Origin of the sequence: Methylocystis sp. SB2, assembly GCF_049817085.1 — a bacterium.
Taxonomy (GTDB): Bacteria; Pseudomonadota; Alphaproteobacteria; order Rhizobiales; family Beijerinckiaceae; genus Methylocystis; species Methylocystis rosea.
The window spans coordinates 2,349,884-2,368,092 of sequence record NZ_CP187401.1 but is presented as its reverse complement, the minus strand read 5'-3'; the positions used below and the strand labels follow the sequence as shown (position 1 = coordinate 2,368,092).

The 18,209-nt window shown below is 61.5% G+C and carries 21 protein-coding genes; 4 read left to right on the top strand and 17 right to left on the bottom strand.

Features of this window, described 5'->3' with window-relative positions:
- Positions 1 to 5: 5 nt before the first annotated feature.
- The 11 genes from ACPS74_RS11590 to ACPS74_RS11540 all read right to left on the bottom strand — a co-directional run bounded on the left by ACPS74_RS11590 (position 6) and on the right by ACPS74_RS11540 (position 9,904).
- Positions 6 to 530 carry an SRPBCC family protein gene (locus tag ACPS74_RS11590; protein ID WP_029649283.1) on the bottom strand — a complete coding sequence of 175 codons (525 nt, stop codon included), beginning with the start codon at positions 528 to 530 and terminating at the stop codon, positions 6 to 8.
- A complete protein-coding gene (locus ACPS74_RS11585) occupies positions 527 to 1,531 on the bottom strand; it encodes a VWA domain-containing protein (RefSeq protein WP_029649285.1) in 1,005 nt (334 codons plus the stop codon). The genes ACPS74_RS11590 and ACPS74_RS11585 overlap by 4 nt, the downstream gene beginning before the upstream one ends.
- Entirely contained in the window at positions 1,531 to 2,139 is a 609-nt protein-coding gene (locus tag ACPS74_RS11580) for a hypothetical protein (RefSeq protein ID WP_029649287.1), read from the bottom strand. The genes ACPS74_RS11585 and ACPS74_RS11580 overlap by 1 nt, the downstream gene beginning before the upstream one ends.
- Entirely contained in the window at positions 2,136 to 3,137 is a 1,002-nt protein-coding gene (locus ACPS74_RS11575; protein WP_029649289.1) for a vWA domain-containing protein, read from the bottom strand. Before ACPS74_RS11575 ends, ACPS74_RS11580 begins: the two co-directional genes overlap by 4 nt.
- Positions 3,134 to 4,027: a hypothetical protein gene (locus ACPS74_RS11570; RefSeq protein ID WP_029649291.1), complete on the bottom strand. Its 894-nt coding sequence runs from the start codon at positions 4,025 to 4,027 to the stop codon at positions 3,134 to 3,136. The genes ACPS74_RS11575 and ACPS74_RS11570 overlap by 4 nt, the downstream gene beginning before the upstream one ends.
- 8 nt (positions 4,028 to 4,035) lie before the next feature.
- Complete coding sequence (locus tag ACPS74_RS11565; protein WP_029649293.1) at positions 4,036 to 4,881, bottom strand: DUF58 domain-containing protein; 846 nt, start codon at positions 4,879 to 4,881, stop codon at positions 4,036 to 4,038.
- Positions 4,878 to 5,933 carry an AAA family ATPase gene (locus ACPS74_RS11560; RefSeq protein WP_051381725.1) on the bottom strand — a complete coding sequence of 352 codons (1,056 nt, stop codon included), beginning with the start codon at positions 5,931 to 5,933 and terminating at the stop codon, positions 4,878 to 4,880. Before ACPS74_RS11560 ends, ACPS74_RS11565 begins: the two co-directional genes overlap by 4 nt.
- A 104-nt stretch (positions 5,934 to 6,037) precedes the next feature.
- Positions 6,038 to 6,328 (bottom strand): methanol dehydrogenase [cytochrome c] subunit, encoded by a 291-nt coding sequence (locus ACPS74_RS11555; RefSeq protein ID WP_029649297.1) that lies wholly within the window; start codon positions 6,326 to 6,328, stop codon positions 6,038 to 6,040.
- A gap of 68 nt (positions 6,329 to 6,396) precedes the next feature.
- Entirely contained in the window at positions 6,397 to 6,978 is a 582-nt protein-coding gene (gene moxG / locus ACPS74_RS11550; protein WP_029649300.1) for a cytochrome c(L), periplasmic, read from the bottom strand.
- Positions 6,979 to 7,013: 35 nt separating this feature from the next.
- A complete protein-coding gene (gene moxJ / locus ACPS74_RS11545) occupies positions 7,014 to 7,919 on the bottom strand; it encodes a methanol oxidation system protein MoxJ (RefSeq protein WP_029649302.1) in 906 nt (301 codons plus the stop codon).
- A 110-nt stretch (positions 7,920 to 8,029) separates the two neighbouring features.
- Positions 8,030 to 9,904, bottom strand: a complete 1,875-nt coding sequence (locus tag ACPS74_RS11540) for a methanol/ethanol family PQQ-dependent dehydrogenase (RefSeq protein ID WP_029649305.1) — start codon at positions 9,902 to 9,904, stop codon at positions 8,030 to 8,032.
- A 325-nt stretch (positions 9,905 to 10,229) separates the two neighbouring features.
- Here ACPS74_RS11540 and ACPS74_RS11535 point away from each other — a divergent pair, with 325 nt between their 5' ends.
- The gene (locus ACPS74_RS11535; RefSeq protein WP_029649308.1) at positions 10,230 to 11,102 is read left to right on the top strand and encodes a trypsin-like serine peptidase; all 873 of its coding nucleotides are present in this window, start codon (positions 10,230 to 10,232) and stop codon (positions 11,100 to 11,102) included.
- Position 11,103: 1 nt separating this feature from the next.
- Here ACPS74_RS11535 and ACPS74_RS11530 read toward each other — a convergent pair whose 3' ends face one another.
- Together ACPS74_RS11530 and ACPS74_RS11525 are read right to left on the bottom strand one after the other, a co-directional pair.
- Positions 11,104 to 12,009 (bottom strand): cytochrome c, encoded by a 906-nt coding sequence (locus tag ACPS74_RS11530; RefSeq protein ID WP_239753634.1) that lies wholly within the window; start codon positions 12,007 to 12,009, stop codon positions 11,104 to 11,106.
- Between the two features lie 77 nt (positions 12,010 to 12,086).
- The gene (locus ACPS74_RS11525; RefSeq protein ID WP_029649313.1) at positions 12,087 to 12,740 is read right to left on the bottom strand and encodes a pentapeptide repeat-containing protein; all 654 of its coding nucleotides are present in this window, start codon (positions 12,738 to 12,740) and stop codon (positions 12,087 to 12,089) included.
- Positions 12,741 to 12,899: 159 nt separating this feature from the next.
- Between ACPS74_RS11525 and ACPS74_RS11520 the strand changes: the two genes are divergently transcribed.
- The gene (locus ACPS74_RS11520) at positions 12,900 to 13,319 is read left to right on the top strand and encodes a DUF3617 domain-containing protein (RefSeq protein WP_029649315.1); all 420 of its coding nucleotides are present in this window, start codon (positions 12,900 to 12,902) and stop codon (positions 13,317 to 13,319) included.
- Positions 13,320 to 13,531: 212 nt separating this feature from the next.
- Positions 13,532 to 14,026 carry a DUF302 domain-containing protein gene (locus ACPS74_RS11515; protein ID WP_244471408.1) on the top strand — a complete coding sequence of 165 codons (495 nt, stop codon included), beginning with the start codon at positions 13,532 to 13,534 and terminating at the stop codon, positions 14,024 to 14,026.
- Positions 14,027 to 14,096: 70 nt separating this feature from the next.
- Here ACPS74_RS11515 and ACPS74_RS11510 read toward each other — a convergent pair whose 3' ends face one another.
- The gene (locus tag ACPS74_RS11510) at positions 14,097 to 14,858 is read right to left on the bottom strand and encodes a hypothetical protein (RefSeq protein ID WP_055725709.1); all 762 of its coding nucleotides are present in this window, start codon (positions 14,856 to 14,858) and stop codon (positions 14,097 to 14,099) included.
- Between the two features lie 206 nt (positions 14,859 to 15,064).
- Between ACPS74_RS11510 and ACPS74_RS11505 the strand changes: the two genes are divergently transcribed.
- Entirely contained in the window at positions 15,065 to 16,114 is a 1,050-nt protein-coding gene (locus ACPS74_RS11505) for an alkene reductase (protein WP_029649322.1), read from the top strand.
- A gap of 139 nt (positions 16,115 to 16,253) precedes the next feature.
- On the opposite strand, the gene ACPS74_RS11500 is transcribed toward ACPS74_RS11505, so the two are convergent.
- From ACPS74_RS11500 to ACPS74_RS11490, 3 genes are all read right to left on the bottom strand, one after another.
- Positions 16,254 to 17,003: a L,D-transpeptidase gene (locus ACPS74_RS11500; RefSeq protein WP_029649324.1), complete on the bottom strand. Its 750-nt coding sequence runs from the start codon at positions 17,001 to 17,003 to the stop codon at positions 16,254 to 16,256.
- Between the two features lie 130 nt (positions 17,004 to 17,133).
- Positions 17,134 to 17,580: a peptidoglycan-binding domain-containing protein gene (locus tag ACPS74_RS11495; RefSeq protein WP_157055215.1), complete on the bottom strand. Its 447-nt coding sequence runs from the start codon at positions 17,578 to 17,580 to the stop codon at positions 17,134 to 17,136.
- Positions 17,581 to 17,655: 75 nt separating this feature from the next.
- Positions 17,656 to 18,117: a peptidoglycan-binding domain-containing protein gene (locus tag ACPS74_RS11490; RefSeq protein WP_029649328.1), complete on the bottom strand. Its 462-nt coding sequence runs from the start codon at positions 18,115 to 18,117 to the stop codon at positions 17,656 to 17,658.
- Positions 18,118 to 18,209 lie beyond the last annotated feature (92 nt).

The window sequence follows — 18,209 nt, the reverse complement described above, 5'->3', positions numbered from 1 at the left end:
CCGAGCTATTTCCCTTCCACTTTCTTCTTCAGGCCCTGAAGGCCGTCGCGCAAATAGCTCGTCATCGCCGCGCGCGCGGCGTCGTCGTTGAGGTTTTCCGGCGGCTCATTGCTGGTGTCGCCGCGATAGAGTCGGCCATACCATTTCACTGCACTCCCTCCCCCTGACGCAGGTTCGATCGTGAAGGTGACAGTGTAGGAACTTACGGGCAGCGCATCGAGATTTGGATCAGACATACGCCAGGATAGCTTGAACGCCGAAGTGTCATATTCATCGAGCCCTTCCTTCAGAACGCCGCCCTTCTTGAGGGTTATTTCACGCTCCGCGCCGGCGGCGTCTCCGCCCTTGGCCGTCACGCTCTGAACGTCAGGGTGCCAGTTCGCGAGCCCGTCGAATTTACCTGCCACAGCCCATACGGCCTTGGGATCGGCGGCGATGACGATCGACTCGTCGACCTTGATCGGCGTCGGTCCGTGCGCGAGCGCAGGCGCGCAAATCAGAAGGGCGAAGAGCCCCAGCAGCTTCCTCATTTTGATCTCCTTGGTTGGGGAAAGCGGTAGAACGGCGCGGCGCGGCGCATTTGAATGAAAGCCTGCGCGAAAAAAGCTGCGGCGACGGCCATGAACGTGAGAAGCGCAGCCGCCACGCCAAAGAACGGGCGCAGGTCGAGTGCGGCGTCGCGCGGTCGGACGGAGGCGACTGCGGCATAGTCCTTCCACAGTCGCTTGCCGTCTTCGAGATGGGCGTAGGAAAGCCCGGTCTTTTCGGCGAGCGAACGCAAATAGTCTTCCTTTACGGAAGACAGATGCTCTACGCCGATCGCCGCGCTCGCGCCGAATGGCGCGTTGCGGGCGTTGTAGCCCTCTCGCCGCTCCGCGCCTTCAGGCGGCAGGCCGAAGCGGCTCTCGTGCGGAACGTCGTCGGCGCCGAGGAATCCAACCTCGCGGCCTCTATCGTCAAATTTCGGGATGGGCGAAAGCTCATAGCCGCCGACGCCAACGACAAGGCCGCGCACCTCGCCCGCACGCCCTTCGAATGTCGGCGCGCCACGCGCGGGTAGCGGCGGCGCTTCCTGGCCATCGCTGAAAAACAGCAGGTCGCTTTTCAATTCTCTCGCCATATCGATCGCGCGAAAAAAGCCCGCCGAAATTCGGCTATCGCCTTCCCAGGCCATGCGCCAGTCGAGCGCCTCAATCGAGGCTTGTAGAGGCGTAAAGTCTGCGCAGACGTCGATCGGTTCGAACAGCAGGAATGGTCTGCGTTCGGTAAAAACGCCGAGCGCGACATGCGACGGACAGGGCAATTCCGCGAGCATGGCGCGAAGCGCGGTTTTCACGGCGTCGAGACGGCTGACCGGCCGGCCGGAGGCGGCGTAATCGCGAACATTCATGCTGCCAGTGATGTCGACGATGGCGAGAAAATCGAATGACGGACGCCGGATCATAATCCTTGGCGCGAAGAAAGTGGCGGCGAGCGACAGCGTCGCTAGCGCGAGAAGAGCGACGCGAGGATCGCGCACATCCGGGCGCATCACGGCAGTCCTTTCGGTTTGCCGGGAATATCGGTCCACAGCTTCTTGGGATCGGCGCTCAGTTCGTCGCCGCTGTTTCTCTCGAAATCCGGAAAATCCCGGACGAGCCGCGCCGCGACGTCGAGATTGAATTTCGCGTCCCAATAGTCGGGCGCGAGCTGCAGCGCACGTCGATATTCGCGCTTGGCGAGATTGACGAACGGATTGGCCGCTTCGAGTTGCGATCGTTCGACATGATCGAACGCCTTGCGCAGCAGCGCGTTCGCCAAGAGATAATGTCCCCGCGCGCGCGTTTCGCTGCTCCCGCTGCGATCGAGCGTCTCCACCAGGGCTCGGGCGCGATCGATGTCGCTTCGCGCCGCAAGAAAGGCGACGCGCGCGAGAATCGTTTCCGGCCTGTCGTTCGCGTCGACGGCGACGTCGCGGCCCGCGCGCATCGCTTCGATCGCGTCATTGGCGACGACGGCGCCGCGCCATTCGGTAAGCAACGCAGCCGTCGTGAGGATTAGCGCGAGAAAGAGCGCGACCAGAATCGACGATTTTGTTTCACGCCAAAGCGCGCGCGCCTTGTTGCGCACGTTCGTGATCCTCGTCGAGAAGGCCATCATCGCGCGTTGTCCACAACGCTCAGCCTGACCTCTGCGAGCTTCGCAGCAAGAAGCAGCGCCATGGCGGCGAGCGCGAGCGCGAAAGCCCATGCGCTCAGATCCGTGCGCGGCAATTTTTCGACATATCGGACGGGATGGCGTTCGAGCCTGTCGATCTGCTTGACGGCCTCCTCCGTCGCCTCGGCGCCTTCAGCCTCGAAGGCCTTGTAAGGAACGCCGAGCGATTTGAAGAAGAGATCGAGATGGCGCTCTGGCGCGGCCTGTGGCGACTCATCGTCGCCCGCCGGCTGATCGGAGATGCCTCTGCTGCCTTGGGTGCGCAGGAACAGCCAGTAAAGGCTGACGTTCGTCTTGCGGAATTCCGCCTTTAGATCATCGCGCAGCTTTGGATCAATGACGCCGGCGCCGTCGGATATCAGCACGACCGCGCGCGACAGATCAGCCTGGCTCGCCTTGAACATCGAGAGCGCCATGGCGAGCCCACGCGCAATATTTGTATAGTCGAGGCCCGAACGGTCGATCGCGTCGATTGCGGCTTCGGTGGCGCCGATATGATCCGAAATCGGCGTCACCAGCATCGGCGCCGTCGAAAACGCCGCGACGCCCACGAGATCGTGACGGCGCGCTTCGACAAAGCGCTTGAGAATGCGCCTTGCCGCAGCGGCTTTCGACTCTTCGTCCCCAGACGGCGTTCGCCCCGCGAAGGTCTCGTTCATGCTGCCGCTGCGGTCGATCAGCATGACGATCTGCGCGCCCTCGGAAAAGCGCTCGACGTCCGCGCCTGCGACATAGGGGCTGGCGGCGCCGAGCAGGCTGGCGCCGATGGCCACGACGCCGCAGAACTTCAGAAGAATGCCGGCGGCGACGGAAAGGCCGTCGACCGGCGCTGCGAGGAGCGACGGTATCGTCGCGCCGCGCAAGACGGACCGCAGCAGCGGCAGCAGCGCCAGAGGCGCTAGGAACAGCGGCTCGATGTGCTCAACGCCGAAGGCGCTCATCCTGCGCGCTCCTGCCTGGCGAGCCTGCTGATAAATTGCGCGAGCTGCTCGGCGGCAAAGTCATCCTTGGAGCCTTCGCCGCCAAAAAAAAGCCGCTTCGAGGTTTCGAAGAATCGCTCGAAGTCGGCCTGCAGCGGCTTGAATTCCGGACGTCTGCCGAGAAACTCCGGAAGGTCCCCTGACAGCAGAATTGCGCCATTGGCCCGATCGAGCGCGCGATGCACCGATTGAATCGCCACCGCGAGATTCGCGTCATCGGCGGCGCGCCGCGTCGAGATTTGACGCGCGAGCGCTGAGAAGATTCGCGCCTTCCGTTGTTGAAAGGGCGGCCAGGCGCGATCACGCGCGACAAGAGCGATCGCCAGCAGGGCGGCGGCGCCTGCGCCAAACGCCAGATTGAGCGGCGTGGCCTCGTCAACGAATGCCGACGAACCGTCTGGACGCAGATAATCCGAGGCCTGCTCTTGCTTCTGTGGCGCAACCTCCCGCAAAGGAGAAACGCCAACGCTCCATGCGGGAATGGCGACTGTCTGCGCGCCTGTCGCCGTCGTAATGGAGAGGTCGAACCCAGGAATCTCGATCTCACGCGCATCGAGCGCGACATAGAAATTCTGATATGTGAGGTCGAGACGCCACAGGCGCGCGCCGTTTTCCAACGTCTCGCTAAGTTTGACGTCCCGGAGATCGAGCGAACCGGTGAGCGGACCGGGATTGGGCAAGGAGGCGCGCGATAGCACGGCGTCCGCGGGCGCGGAGACGTCGATGCGCGCATGGATGAGATCGCCCACGAAATAGCCGAACGGGCGCGCCGAGTGGATGCGCACCGCCGTTTCCTGCGCACATGCAGGAAGCGCCGCGGCGAGCATGAGGGCGACACATGCAATGCGCATCGCAGGCCTCACGCCGCCGTCAGCCGCATGCTGAGATCGCTGGCGTCGAAACCGTCCTGAATGAAAATCGGCGCACGGCTGCGTCTGGAAGACGCGCGGGCGAGATTTTTGCGACGGGACTGCTCGGCTTCGAGCCAGCGCCGCTGAAGCGCGGGCCTCATCAATAGGAGCTGACGGCGGCCGCTCTCGCTGTCGCAAAGCTCCAGCACGCCCCATTTCGGCGGCGCGGCTTCGAGTGAATCGATCAGAACGAGCGGCGCGACGTCATGCAGTGAAAGCGCCTCGAATGCCTGCTCAATCAATAGCGCGGGCCAGCGAAAATCGGAAATGAGAAACACCAGCTTGCGCGTGGCGCCGAGAGCCGCCGCGGCGTCGAGCACGCCTTTGGCGCTCGATCCGCTGGGCGTCTCGACGCCGAACCTTTCGACGGCTGCGAGCGCCGCCCTTCTCGAACGCGTCGCCGGCAACGTAGCCCGATCAATCAACGCCTCTTTGAAACCGAACACGCCGAAGCGATCGCCGTTGCGTGTGGCCGAATACGCCAGCGCGCCGCAAAGATCGACGGCGACCTGAAATCTGTTGACGGCGCCGGCGAAGCCCATCGAGGCGGAAAGGTCCACGAGCGCGTAGACGTCGATCGCCGCCCTTTGCTCGAAGCGACGCACATAGGTCACGCCGAACGGATCGCGCAGCGTCGCGCGAAGGTCGATGCGGCGGGCGTCCGGATAGCGCATGAAAGGCGCCTGGTCGCGAAAGACTCCAAAGCCGCCGACCTCGCTCGACGTGTGAGCGCCGACGTGGTTGGCGGCAAAGCGACCGCGCGGCCGATATAGGATATCGACGACCGTATTCATGGAACCGGCGTCGCGTCTAAAGCCGCGCGGCACAGTCGCTTGACGATATCGTCGCTGCGCAAAGCGTGGATAGGATCGACAAAGATGCGGTGGGCCATGACTTCGATGAAGACATCGCGCACATCTTCCGGAATGAGATAATCGCGCCCTTCGAGCCAGGCGCGCACCCGCGCGGCGCGCACCAGCGCCGCCAGTCCACGTGGACTCGCGCCGCCCTTGACGAGGCTGTCGAGGTCGACATCCGGCAGCGACACGCCGGCCGAACTTGGGTCGACAAGAGCCCGCCAGAGGTTCAGCACGTAGCGTTCAAGCGCTTCGCTCGATCTCACATGTGCCTGGATCGCGCGCGCAACAGCTGGCGTCTCGCGATAGTCCAGCGTTCCGGGGCTCACCCGCTCGAGAAGCGTTTCCGTATCATGGAACGCTGGATCGAAAACAAGCCTGCGGCGCGCGTCCTCATCGTCCGGCGCGGCCATAAGAATTTCCATTAAAAATCTGTCGCGAGCTGCCGCCGGCAGTTCGAAGGTTTCTTCCCGCTCCACCATGTTCCGATCAGCGAACACATTGAGATAGGGAAAGTGATGCTCGCGATTGAACGCCGACACGCTGCGCTCGGCCATCAGCCGCAGCAACAGCGAATGAACCTGCGGGCGCGCGCGGTTGATCTCATTGAAGAAGAAGACCGGCAGCGTCGCCGCATGGCGGAGAAGCTCGGATGGATCGACGCGGGGGCGGCCGTCTTCGCCCAGATAGGTATGATAGAGAATGTCGCTCGGCATCATGTCGACCGTGCCTTCGACGCGAGCGAAGTCGCCGCCGAGCGCGCGCGACACGGAACGCAGCAGCGTGGTCTTGCCGACTCCGACATCGCCTTCGATCAGCACATGACCGCGCGCGAAAATGCAGATCGTCACGAGCCTGACGACGCGCGCTTGCCCGATGACCGCCTTTTGAATTTCCTGTTCAAACTCAAGGGCGCGCGCGCGCCAATCGGAGAGCTTCTGGACGACGTGCAGAGTTTCGTTCAAGGCCTGACCTAGCGCGCCAAACATAAAGAGGCGGCCACGATCTCGGGAAAAGAGCCAATGCGCTGTTGTCGAATACGCCGGCTCCAGATCGTGGCCGCTAGATCATCGCGCTTTTGTCGCGATGAAACTTATTGAGCAATCTTGCTCACGTCATATTCCCACTTGCCGGTCTTCTTGAAGTTCTCGACCCGCTTCTTGTTGCGCTCTTCCATACCCTGAACTGACGCCTGCTGTTTGGCGATTTCCTTCGGGTCGTGCTTGGGATCGTATTTCGACCCCTCGACCTTGTCCGGGAAGCCGGGCTTGGGTTCCCAACAATTTCCGGGCGCCTTGCACTTGGTGCCGTCATAGGCGAGCGCGCTTCCGGCGCCAAATAGAATGCCGACGGTGAGCGCCGCGGCGAAATGCATCTTACGCATCCCTGTTTCCTCCTTTTTGCGAGGCTTGCGCCTCGGTGTTTGCGCCTCCGGCGACGGCGGCGTAGAACTTACTTCGCCTTCTCCTGGCACTTTCCAGGCGGGCTGTCCGGCAGGGTTTCGTGACCCGCGTAGGGTTTGAAAGACTTGCGCTGAGCGTCCGTCAGCCAGCTCGCCTTCTCCGGCGCTTCCTTGAAGAGATGTCGGATCCAGGCCATGACCTTCAGCATCTCATCGAGCGTGAGGTTCTGGTACTGCGGCCCCATCGACGCTTGCCCGCCGCCATAGATCGTCGAGAACAGACCTTCGTCCGTTTCGTTCTGCGGATAGGTCCAATAGGCGTCGTTGAGGCCGGGGCCGATCTTTCCTTCGGCGAGGTGGCCGTGACAGCCGGAGCAGGCGGAAAGAAAGAGCTGTTCGCCCAGCTTCAGACAGCTTGAATCCTCGTTATAGGGATTCTTGCCCGACGTCATGAATTCCTTGACGCCCGCGGTGTCCTTTCCCTCCGGCAGCGCGTCATCAAAGTTCAGCACCTCGCCCGTGATCGTGTTGCGGAATGTGATCCCTGCGGTCTGCGCGATGGCGCCGAGCGCAACCAAACAGGCCGCGGCGCCGATGAGGGACAGGGAAACGCTTCTTTTGCTATTCGACACGTATTTCGTCCTGCTTTTCGTTTGCGCGCGGCGCATCATTGGGTGACGGGAAGAAGAGGAACGCCTTCCGCTTTGAGAATGTCATCGATCTTTGGCCGAGCGGCGACGAGCGCCTGATCGATTTCAGTCAGCAAGGCTTTGTCGTCGCGCCGCACCGCGACCGATTGATCGAAGCGCTGCGGCACTTTTTCGCCAGTGCTCTTCGCCGCATCGTCTTCGATCAGCGTCATCCGCAGCGGCGTCGATGACGCCTTGACGTAACGTGCGACGTCGGGCGCGAAGCCGACCGCGACATCAGCAGCGCCGCTGACCACCTCGCCAACCATGCGGGCGGGATCAATCTGCGTGTATTGATTGCGCGCCGATTTGAAATTCACCAGCGAATAGAGATAGGCCATATTGTCTTCGTATTTGCCCATATCCTTGAGCAGCGTTTCGCCCGGAGAGCCGAACGCGACGGCGATGTGGCCAAGCTTTTTCAAACGTGCGTCGGACCATGATTTGATGTCGAGGTCGCGATCGGCGCGGCTGACAAAGACATAGCCGGTGCGATAGTACGGCTTCGACGTCGCGACGCGCGGATCGCCGGTATCGAGTCCAATGACGACGTCGCAGAGCTTCTTGTCGAGAGAATCGCGCACGAGATAGATCGCCGGCTGCTGCGACCATACGAATTGGGCCTTGCGTTTCATGGCGTCGGCGAGCGCAACGCCGATCTTGTTCTCAAGTCCCGAGCCGTCTTCCATCGAGAGCGGCGGCTGGTTCTTCGCCGCGCAGATGCGAAGCGTATTGGGATCGGACGGCTCTGCCGTCGAAGCGGTCGCGGCGTTCGAGACGGCGTCGCCAGTAACGCCGAGCGAAGCGCCTTCTGCGCTCATGGCCGCAAGAACGGCGAAGAGCGCACAGCATGCGCCGACGGGCAAGCGAGTGAATCGCGACATAGCTTTCTTTCCGTGATCATTTCGATCGCCTGTTCGGACGCATGGGGGCGCGTCCGAACAGGCGTCTCGTAACCGCCTCAGGCGGAAGAGATCGATGGAACGAGCGGCGATTAGTTCGCCTTGTATTCGCCCACGCTCAGATCGTCGTAGGGGCCTTTGCCGTCGAGCGAGAACACCATCACGCCGCCGCCCATCTGCGTGTAGTTGGCGAGCTGCTTAAAGGCGCCAACCGCGCCGAGGCCGGCCGTCGGATCCTGGAGATCGAACACGAGGCCAACGCCCGGCCAACCGCCGACGCCATACATGATGGCGAGATATTCGACGCCCTTGTGCTGATAGACGATCGGATGTCCGATGACGCCGGACGGAAGCTTGAACTTCCACAGCAGTTCGCCGGTGTCGCTGTGACGGGCCTTGATGAAGCCGTCGAGCGTTCCGTAGAAGACGACATTGCCGGCCGTGGCGGCGGTGCCGCCCCAAACAGCGAAGCGCTCCATCTTCTCCCATTTGAACTTGCCGGTGATGGCGTTGTAGGCCTTGATCTGGCCGAGGCCTTCAGCCTTCTGACGATCACCCTTCGGACCCGGAAACATGTTGAGCGTCGCGCCGACGAAGAACTGACCCGCGCGATAGGGAAGCATGAAGGGCTCCCAGTCCATGCAGATGTGGTTCACGCCGAGGAAGAACAGCTCCTTATTGGGATCGTAGGAGTCGAGGCCCTGGTTGTGATAGCCCATCGCCGAGGGACAGATGTCCTTGGCGAGATGGTCCATCCGCGTGCCATATTCCGGATCGCGCACCGGCAGGCCGCTCTTCAGATCGACCTTCTTGAACACATTGACCGTGTCATCGATCTTGTCGGCGGAGACCAGCGTGCCGTCGGTACGGTCGAGCGTATAGACGATGCCGTTGCGATCGGGATGGGTCAGCAGCTTGCGCAGCTTGCCGTCCTTGTCCTTCTGCTCGCTGAGCATCATGAAGTTGATGCCGGCGTAGTCCCATTCATCGTGCGGCGTCTTCTGATAGCCGAACTTCGCCTCGCCCGTGTTGAGGTCGCGGCCCCAAATGGTCATCGTCCACTTGTTGTCGCCAGGACGCATCGTTTCATTCCACGGCGCCGGATTGCCGCTGCCGTAGTAGACGAGGTTGGTGCCCGAATCGTAAGCGAACCAGCCCCAGTTGGTGCCGCCGCCGATCTTCCAGGCGTCGCCTTCCCAAGTTGCTGTGCCGAGGCCCTTCTGACCGTAATGCGGATTGGCCTTGTTGAAGTCGTCGCCGATCAGAACATCCGAATCCGGGCCGGTCGCATAGGCGCGCCACTTCTGCTCGCCGGTGCGCACGTCATAGGCGGTCATGTAGCCGCGCACGCCCAGTTCGGCGCCCGAGCTGCCGATGAGCACAATGTCCTTATAGATGTGCGGCGCGACGGTCAGCGTGGAGCCGACCTTGAAGTCGGAGTTTTCGATCTTCCAGTATTCCTCGCCGGTGCTGGCGTTCAGCGCGACGACGTGGCCGTCGAGCAGCGTCTTCACGATCAGCGCGGGCGCCTTGCCGTCGCCGGGCCAGTAGGCGAGACCACGATTGACGATGTCGCAACAGGCGACGGCGCGCGCCGCGGCGTTCTGCTTGGGCTTATGCTGCCAGAGAATGCGGGTCGGGTCGTCGAGGTTGAGCGCAAACGTATTATTGGGGAAAGACGTGTGAACATACATTTTGCCGTCGATGACGATCGGCGAACCTTCGTGACCGCTGAGCAGACCGGTCGAGAACGACCAGGCGACCTTGAGGTTCTTGACGTTATCGGCGTTGACCTGGGTCAGCGTACTGTAGTGGTTGGAGCTGTAGTTCTTGCCCTGCATGGCCCAGTTGTCTTCGCTCTTGGTCAGAGCTTCGAGCTTATCCTCGGCGGTCGCAGCGGACATCGTCACGATCGGCGCCGCGATCAGCACGGACAACAGGGACACGGAATTCAGCAGTTTCCTCATCGACGAGTCCTCCTGCAACCTCGCCCGGACGCCTTCATGGCGTCTTCGACGGCGACGTCGCCCCGCAAATAGACGGCAAAATGCAGCCGCCGTGGTTCATTGACGGTCGCTTATTCTCGCTGCGCGTTCGCGCGCAAATTCGAGAGACGATCCGCCGGCATATAAGTTTATGCGCAAGGCCGAGTCTTCACGATTTATCGGTAATGTATCTCGGGAAAGATCGGCATGTTTGCTGCCCATGCTTCCCGATGTCGCGGCGCTTGACGCAAAATCGCGCACAGCTTTTGTTGAAGGCCGGTCATCCCCTCATCATCAGAAGCATCGAATGCCAAAACCTGTCGCGCCAATGAATTCGCCTGCGCGCCGCCATCGCCTGTTCACTCCGGCGATTCTGCGCTCGACCGCTTTTCTGGTCGCCGCCCTGGTCATGCTCATGCTGCTCGGCGTGACGTTTGCGCGTATCGGCGCGCAAACAGCGCACGCCGCGCTTTACCCCGACGACCGGCGGCAAGCGATGACGGAGGCGGACGCCAGTCGCTTCGCTGGCGCCGGCGTGCTCATGTGTTACTCGGATTTCGGAACGCTGGAGCGCGCGGCGGCCGCCTGGCTCGTCGGTTCGCATGACCTCGTCGTGATGAACGCGCATAATTTCGTCGACCGGCGTCTCGTCCCAACGCATCCGGTGACGAATTGCTTCTTCAGGATCGCTGGCGGCGACTATTATTTCGATGAGAACAGCCTGCGCATCGGCGCGTCCGTCGATTCGAAAGCTCTGCACATCACAGACGACTGGGCCTTGCTGCGTCTGCTTCAGCCAACGCCTGAAACCGTGAAACCCCAGCCCTCGCCGGACGTCAGCGATGTCGCCACCGGCGCGCGCTTCAAGGTCGTGATGGTCTCTCCGGCCGGACATTCCAACACACGTCTCGTGGCCAGTACTGAATCATGCGATGTTTATCGCGTCGACGAACCCACCGAAGGTCACATTCGTCGCGTGCGTCACGACTGCAATGACGGCTATGGCGGCTCGGGTTCCGGCCTTTTCACCGAAGACGGCCGCCTGATCGCCATGCACAGCGCTTCGCTCGACATGAATCAGAAGCGGCCCTTCGATATCGAGACGCATTACGGTTCTGCGATGCTTTTCGAAGGCGAACTCGCCGAGGCGATCCGCGACGCAGCTTCGAAGCCGCGCTAGCTCATTCCTTTGGCGGAATCGTCCGTATCCAGGCGACGAGCGCGTCGAGATCATCGGGCGACATTTTCGAAAAATGCGCTTTGGAGAGCGTCGACATGGGCGGCTTCAGCGGCGCGCCGTCGCGCGCCACGCCTTGTGTGATCGCGCGCCTCAAATCATCGTCCGACCAGGCGCCGACGCCCTTTACCGGATGCGACGTGATGTTGGAGGCGACGATGACGCCGGCGGCGTTGCGGAAGGTCTTTCCGCCCGCGCCGAGACGATTTTGATAATCAGGCGCGCCGTCGACCTCCTCGCTGTGACACGACAGGCAACGGGCGAGCGACGCGACATAGAGGCCGCGCGTGTTTTTGTCGGCAAGAGACAATTCATCAAAGGTCGCCGCCGCTCCGGGCATCAGGCGAGGCGTCCATTCGCCGCTGCGCTGCTGCGGCGCCTGAAGCGGCGCGTGGATCGGCGTCGCCGAGCGCAGAAAGGCGATGATCGCGTCGAGATCGCGCGCGGTCAGCGGCTTGTAGGAGTCCGACGGCATGACGGGCGCAAGGCGGCCATCTCGGCCAACGCCGTCGACGATCGCGGCGCGCAATTCTTCGTCGCTCCATGCCCCGACGCCGGTCTCTCTATCTGGAGAGATGTTGGGACTGCGCACGACATAGGATTTGTCGGAGAATGTCTGCGCGCCGCCGGAGAAACGACTGGAGAGATCATAGCCAGCTGGGCCGCGCGGCGTATGGCAATTGTCGCAGGCCGTCAGCGCTTCGACGAGATAGCGGCCGCGTTCGATTTCGCCTGCATCGGCTGTAGGACCGATCAGGCAGAATGCGAGCAGAGCGACCAGCATAGCCAGACAGGATGGCGGACCTTTGGCGCTCATCATGTAGAGGCGTTGGTGTCGGATACGGCGCACTTAATGCAACCTTCTCTTTGCGTCTCGCGGTAATATTCCCTGACAACGCAGGAAAGTTTGGCATGACGCCGCAGGAGTCAGCGCCCGATCGAAAGGTTCGAGCCGTCGAGGACGGCATAGTCGAAACGCGCGCCGGTGACGACCGCCGCGGTGAAACTGGCGCCGGTAAGAACCGCATGGGTGAGATTGGCGCGCGTAAGATCCGCCCCGTCGAAATTGGCGTCGGGGAGTTCGGCGCGCACGGGAACCATGCCCTGATTGGCCGGATCGGCACCGAGATCCGCGCCGATCAGCTTCGCATTGCGAAAGTTGACGCCCTTCCCGCCGCCGATGATGCGCGCATTCGCGAGGTCGGCATCGGCAAAACTGGCGCCATCGAGAAGCGCGGCGTAAAGCGTCGCGGCCTTCATCTGAGCGCCCGAGAAGTCGGCGTTCTGCAAATCGGCGCGCGTGAAATTCGCGCCCGACAGATCGGCCTTCGCCAGCTTCGCGCCCGCGAGCTTGGTGGAGAAGAAGTCCGCGCCATGCAGGTCAAGGCCGGAAAGATCGACGCCTGAAAGATCGAGATTTGAAAGATCGACCGGCTTACCTTGCGCTTCGGCGACCTTATGTTCGATCTCGGCGCGAGTCATCTCCGCAGCTAAGGCGCACAAGGGCGCGGCGACAAAGAGGAGCGCGCACGCGACAAATAAGAGTTCGCGACCGACGCGCTTCAGATTGGGCGAACTCATCCCGCGAATCCCCGGCACCATGACTCTGCAAAGCTATGTACGGCGGCGCAACAGACGCAACAGGACAATCTCCCGAGTACGCGGGGAGACAGCGGCAGGCATCGGCCACGGCGCCGGCAGCACGTAGATCGCCATGCGCTTTCGCGATAAGGAAGGGAGATGCAACGCTCACAACTTGTTTCCTCCGGTCTCGTCGTCGCTCTCTGGTTTTTGGCGGGCGCGCATTCGCCTGCCCTTTCGAGCGACGCTGAACTGCCGAAGCGCCGGCCGGGCCTTTGGCGCATTTCGACGATTTCGCCGGAGATCGGGCTGCAGACCAATGACGTCTGCATCGAAGAGGGCGACAGCATCATCGGCGCCCAGGACGAAAGTCGCGCGAAGCCTTCAGTTACGCGCGCGAATGATCAGATCATCGTCACGATCGAATGCGGCGCGAAGGACGCGCGCGACGTCACGAGTCTGCTGTTCACCGGCGATTTCCAGAGCTGGTATCGCGCGCAGTCCAAGGCGACGGCGAGGGGGAATCGCTCTGGCTTCACGATCGACGCGAAGTTTCTGTCCGAACGCTGCACGAACTAGCCGCCCGACGATCCAGTCGGGACTGCGACGCCGAATGACCTGCTCTGGCGAGATAGCAGGCGCAAGTGAGACCGTTCTGTCATTGGCTCGGTTCCGAGTTTGGCAGAGGGCCCTCGCTTCCTTTCGGACGTATACAGCGGGCCGGTTTTTTTTAAGCCTCGGCATTCGATGCTCATATTTCAACTGCAACGCATCACGAAGCAGGAGAAGGCATGATGATCAAAGCAGAGGTCACGGCAGAAACAGTCGCCATCAAGCACATCACGATTCGCTCGACAAAGACGTTTGCGCAGGTTCGTGAAAAACTCGAAGCGGTGCTGCCGGAGCTCGATGCGCAAATCGTCGAACAGTTGAGCCAGAGCGACGAGCAAGCGGTTAAGGCCTCCGAAGACGCCGGTCCAAAGCTATCAATCTTCCTCGTCCGGGACCATGGCGCCTTATTGCAAATCGCTGGAGGACGCCGCAACGCGATTCAATACGAGATTGGCAATCCCTTAACCGCATCCAAAATGACGCGTCATCGTCTCGCCGCTGCTCTCTATGCGCCGCTACGTGTCGTGCTGTTTGAAGATGAAGATGGGAGGCCGGTCTTCGAGTATGACCAGCCGTCATCGCTCTTCGGGCAGTTCGACGATGAACGCGTAACTGAGGTCGGGCGATATCTCGACGCCGCGCTTGAAGCTGCATTGCTCCAAGCGGCCGACTAAGCGGCGCGAAATTCGCACGCTGACGCAATTCCTGCTTGTAGCATTCCTCTTATCTACGTTCTTGCCCATCTCAGCGAGATCCATCAGGGGATGACGAACGTCCCTGATCGGGTTGAGGAGCGGGAGGCGTGCGCCGCTCGACTCGGTATTTGTCGTGCAAACCGACGAGCGCGCGATTTACGTAAGTATGGAACTGCGTCGCTTTCTCGATCGGCACGGTGAAAACGGCGATCCCGAAGCCTACCGCTGCGGCGATCAACGCCGTGATGACGACAGAAACGAACCTGTACGCGATCGTCCGAACGATCCCGCGACGGGGAGCAGGATGGACTTCGAAACGGCTTTTGTATCCTTGACTGTCTCTTACAACTTCGGGGGCTTTTTGCTCAAATACTTGCTCGTGGGCGTGTAAGATCGCTCCCGCCTCTCGCGGTTCAACCTCGGCCTGAACAAATTGCGGTTGTTCGACCTCCTGCCACTGCGCCTGACTCTGATCAGGAGCTGTGTCGGTCGAGGTCCCCAAAACGACCTGTTCCTGCTCTTCCTGTCGCCGGGCGCGCGCCGCGGCCTCGATGTGTTCAGATCGCCGGCGCTCTTCTTCACTTTGTTCCACAGCGGCGAGTCTTTGCTCCAGAGCGGCAAATCTTTTCTGCAAAGCAGCGATGGTCCATTCGCTGCGCAGCATCTCATTGTCACGCGGCGGCGCCTCGGCTGGCGCGAACGAGGCCGTATGAGCCTGCTCTGATACGCGACGATTTTCTTCTCCACGACGCTCTTCCTCCCTTTGTTTGAACGCGACGAGGGTCCAGTCGCTGAGAAGGGTCTTGCTCATCTTTCACTCCAGTCTTTCGATGTTCGCATCAGACGCCTCGCGCGGCATTGTCAGTCTCGGAAAATCCCGTAGAAGCTTTCAGTGTGTCTCAACGGTTCAAAGGCTAGGCTGAGACGATGCTTGGCGTTTGTAAAGCTCGGCGCGCGGAGCCGAGCACGTGAACTCCTTCCCTGAAAATTAGGTCCTCACATAGGCAGAGCGTCCCAATGTCGATCTTGTTTCAACCCGTGCGCATCGGCGAGATGGAATTGCCGAACCGCATCATCATGGCGCCTCTCACCCGCTGCCGCGCCAGCGAAGGGCGCGTCCCCAACGCGCTCATGGGGGATTATTATGTGCAGCGCGCTGCCGCTGGCCTCATCCTCACTGAAGCAACATCGATCATGCCGATGGGCGTCGGCTATCCCGACACGCCGGGGATTTGGTCGGAGGCGCAGACCGACGGATGGAGACGGATCACGGAGGCGGTTCACGATGCTGGCGGGCGGATCATGCTGCAGCTCTGGCATGTCGGCCGCGTCTCGCATCCCATCTACCTCGACGGCGCGCCTCCTGTCGGGCCGAGCGCGATCGCGCCCGCCGGACATGTGAGCCTTTTGCGACCCTATCAGCCCTATCCGATACCCCGCGCCCTCGCGCTTTCCGAGATCGCGGAAATTGTCGAGGCCTATCGGCGCGGCGCTGAAAACGCCAAAGCGGCAGGTTTCGACGGCGTGGAGCTGCACGGCGCCAATGGCTATCTGCTCGACCAGTTTCTCCAGGACAGCGCGAACAGGCGAACGGATCGCTATGGCGGCTCGGTCGAAAACCGCGCGCGCCTCATGCTTGAAGCGACCGACGCCGCGATCGCAGTCTGGGGGCCAGGCCGCGTCGGCATGCATCTGGCGCCGCGCGGCGATTCCCACTCGATGGGCGATTCCGACCCCGCGGCGACGTTCGGCTATGTCGCGCGTGAACTCGGCAAGCGCGGCGTCGCCTTCATCTGCGCCCGCGAACATGCGGGACCCGACGCGCTCGGGCCCTTTCTCAAAAAGGAATTCGGCGGCGCCTATATCGTCAATGAGGGCTATACCGCAGAGACAGCTGAAGCCGCGATCGCCGCGGGCGACGCCGACGCGGCGGCGTTTGGCAAGCTCTACATCGCCAATCCGGACCTGCCCGAGCGTCTTCGCAGGCATGCGGCGTTGAATGAACCCCAGCCGGCGACCTTCTATACGAAGGGTCCGGTGGGTTACACGGATTATCCGGCGGCATGAGCGGAGTTCGCCCGATGGCGGGATTTCCGTTGCAAGCGTGAGCGCCAGACGGATAGCGGGCTAACGCCCGCGATCATCAGGGGCGCCCGCCGAAATCCCATCCGCAACCGGTTGGCAGGAACGGCTTTAGCCGGGGAGGCTACCGGCGCGCCACTTTGGCGGGAAGAACCACGACTCGGGTTCCAGGGGTCGTCTTTTGGTAGAGATCCATCGCGTCCTGATTGATCATCCGGATGCAGCCCGACGACTGGCTCTTCCCGATGGTCCATGGCTCATTCGTGCCGTGGATGCGAAAGAGCGTATCTCGATCCCCTTGCCAGAGATACATCGCGCGGGCTCCCAACGGATTGCCGGGACCGCCATGCATGCCAAGACCGCTTTGCAGCTCAACCAGCTGTTTTTTAAGGTCGGGCCTGCGTTCGATCATTTCCTTTGGCGGATACCAGTCGGGCCATTCCTGCTTGCTCTTGATCGTCGCTTCCCCTGACCAGGCGAAACCGTCGCGACCAACGCCGATGCCGTAGCGGGTCGCCCGGCCGCCCGCCTCGACGTAATAGAGATAGTGTCCGGCAGGATCGACCACGATCGTCCCTGGAGCTTCTCTGGTCGAGTAGGCGACGTTGGCGCGATGGAATGCTGCATCGACGAGGCCGGGTCTGACCGCTGGAACGACGAAGCCGGCGTCCTTCATCTCGCCGTAGAGATTGCCGCCCTGGACGGCGACGGCGTCGATGCGTCCCCCCGGCGCGGCAGGATCGCTGCGAGGCGTCGGCGCAACGGCGGAGGCGCTCAGCGTCGCAGGCGTCTGCGTGCTGGCGCATCCGGCAAGGCCGGCCCCAGCCGCTGCTGAGGCAAATATGATCAGGATTTGTCGGATTCTGGGAGGCATGGGCGATCACCGTCCTCGGCTGCGTCCCTTCAATATAGCTATATCCGCGCCGTTAACCAATTCGCCCGGCAGGATCGGCGCGGGGATGGCGAGGTCGGAAGCGCAATATGGCTGCTAAATCGTGATCAGATTAGCTTACGCCTCCCTCATTCTCCAGGGCGTCAACGACTTGCCAAGTCTTCAGACCAACGATGCCGTCACTGTCTAGGTGATAATCGTGCTGCAACTTCTTGACTGCCGCTTCAGTCGTGGCGCCAAAGCGCCCGTCGACTCCGCCGGTGTTGAAACCGACAGCGCTCATTCGGCTCTGCAGACGACGAACGGGTAGGCCCGTCAAGCCGATCTTCAGCACGGGGTGGCTTTGATCAGCTTCGTCAATGTTGATCCACGTCACTCGGCCCACCACGCCATCAACCGCGATCTCCCGCGCCTGCTGAAACTTCTTAACGGCGCTCTCAGTTTTCGCCCCGAAGACTCCGTCAACGGGGCCGACATCGTATCCGAGAGATTTAAAGGCCTCTTGCAGGTCGCGCACGGCGGGATCATTAGATCCTTTCTTCAGTACTGGTTCTGCCATGGCATACCCTCCTGCCAAAAAAACATAAGTTAAATTGCGCTGCGGCCTCTCACCAATGATCGGTTTGGACCGACGCTAAAAAGAAAGCATGCCGCTCACCAGAGCCTGCCAAGTAACTGGACCGACAATTCCGTCCACTTTCACCGAAGGGATGTCGAGCGAAAGCGCTTGCTGAAAACCACGCACCGATGCGTCTGTCACGGGTCCGAAAATTCCATCGACTTTCGGTCCCTTGCTGGGATCGCCAGAGAGGTTTCGGAACTGAAATTCCTCCTGCACCCCCTTAACCGCGTCGCCTTGGCTTCCTTTTTTGACCTGCACGACGAGGGCCGTCCAAGTGGTTGGGCCGACAATCCCATCCGCGGACAATCCCTGGCTTGCTTGAAATGCCTTTACCGCCGCGTCGGTTTGCGGACCGAACACGCCATCCACGACGACGTTATGTCCGCGCGCCCGCAACAGATATTGCAGCGTCTTTGTGGGATGTTCGCTAGAGCTGGTCTTGACCACTGGCCAAGGGCTGATGCTGCCAGACATTTACGCCTCCCCGCAATTCATGGAATAAAAATTAGGAGCCCTGCTTGAAGAGCGTCGCGATCGACGGAAGCCCCGCGCCGAATACGCGACAC

Excerpts from the sequence above, each read along its gene's own strand:
- moxJ (WP_029649302.1), bottom strand. The coding sequence starts at position 7,919 with ATGTCGCGATTCACTCGCTTGCCCGTCGGCGCATGCTGTGCGCTCTTC.
- ACPS74_RS11515 (WP_244471408.1), top strand. The coding sequence starts at position 13,532 with ATGATGATCAAAGCAGAGGTCACGGCAGAAACAGTCGCCATCAAGCAC.
- ACPS74_RS11510 (WP_055725709.1), bottom strand. The coding sequence starts at position 14,858 with ATGAGCAAGACCCTTCTCAGCGACTGGACCCTCGTCGCGTTCAAACAA.
- ACPS74_RS11585 (WP_029649285.1), bottom strand. The coding sequence starts at position 1,531 with ATGCGCCCGGATGTGCGCGATCCTCGCGTCGCTCTTCTCGCGCTAGCG.
- ACPS74_RS11565 (WP_029649293.1), bottom strand. The coding sequence starts at position 4,881 with ATGAATACGGTCGTCGATATCCTATATCGGCCGCGCGGTCGCTTTGCC.
- ACPS74_RS11495 (WP_157055215.1), bottom strand. The coding sequence starts at position 17,580 with ATGGCAGAACCAGTACTGAAGAAAGGATCTAATGATCCCGCCGTGCGC.
- ACPS74_RS11575 (WP_029649289.1), bottom strand. The coding sequence starts at position 3,137 with ATGAGCGCCTTCGGCGTTGAGCACATCGAGCCGCTGTTCCTAGCGCCT.
- ACPS74_RS11560 (WP_051381725.1), bottom strand. The coding sequence starts at position 5,933 with ATGTTTGGCGCGCTAGGTCAGGCCTTGAACGAAACTCTGCACGTCGTC.
- ACPS74_RS11490 (WP_029649328.1), bottom strand. The coding sequence starts at position 18,117 with ATGTCTGGCAGCATCAGCCCTTGGCCAGTGGTCAAGACCAGCTCTAGC.
- ACPS74_RS11540 (WP_029649305.1), bottom strand. The coding sequence starts at position 9,904 with ATGAGGAAACTGCTGAATTCCGTGTCCCTGTTGTCCGTGCTGATCGCG.
- ACPS74_RS11590 (WP_029649283.1), bottom strand. The coding sequence starts at position 530 with ATGAGGAAGCTGCTGGGGCTCTTCGCCCTTCTGATTTGCGCGCCTGCG.
- ACPS74_RS11500 (WP_029649324.1), bottom strand. The coding sequence starts at position 17,003 with ATGCCTCCCAGAATCCGACAAATCCTGATCATATTTGCCTCAGCAGCG.
- ACPS74_RS11505 (WP_029649322.1), top strand. The coding sequence starts at position 15,065 with ATGTCGATCTTGTTTCAACCCGTGCGCATCGGCGAGATGGAATTGCCG.
- ACPS74_RS11525 (WP_029649313.1), bottom strand. The coding sequence starts at position 12,740 with ATGAGTTCGCCCAATCTGAAGCGCGTCGGTCGCGAACTCTTATTTGTC.
- ACPS74_RS11570 (WP_029649291.1), bottom strand. The coding sequence starts at position 4,027 with ATGCGCATTGCATGTGTCGCCCTCATGCTCGCCGCGGCGCTTCCTGCA.
- ACPS74_RS11520 (WP_029649315.1), top strand. The coding sequence starts at position 12,900 with ATGCAACGCTCACAACTTGTTTCCTCCGGTCTCGTCGTCGCTCTCTGG.
- ACPS74_RS11580 (WP_029649287.1), bottom strand. The coding sequence starts at position 2,139 with ATGATGGCCTTCTCGACGAGGATCACGAACGTGCGCAACAAGGCGCGC.
- ACPS74_RS11555 (WP_029649297.1), bottom strand. The coding sequence starts at position 6,328 with ATGCGTAAGATGCATTTCGCCGCGGCGCTCACCGTCGGCATTCTATTT.
- ACPS74_RS11535 (WP_029649308.1), top strand. The coding sequence starts at position 10,230 with ATGCCAAAACCTGTCGCGCCAATGAATTCGCCTGCGCGCCGCCATCGC.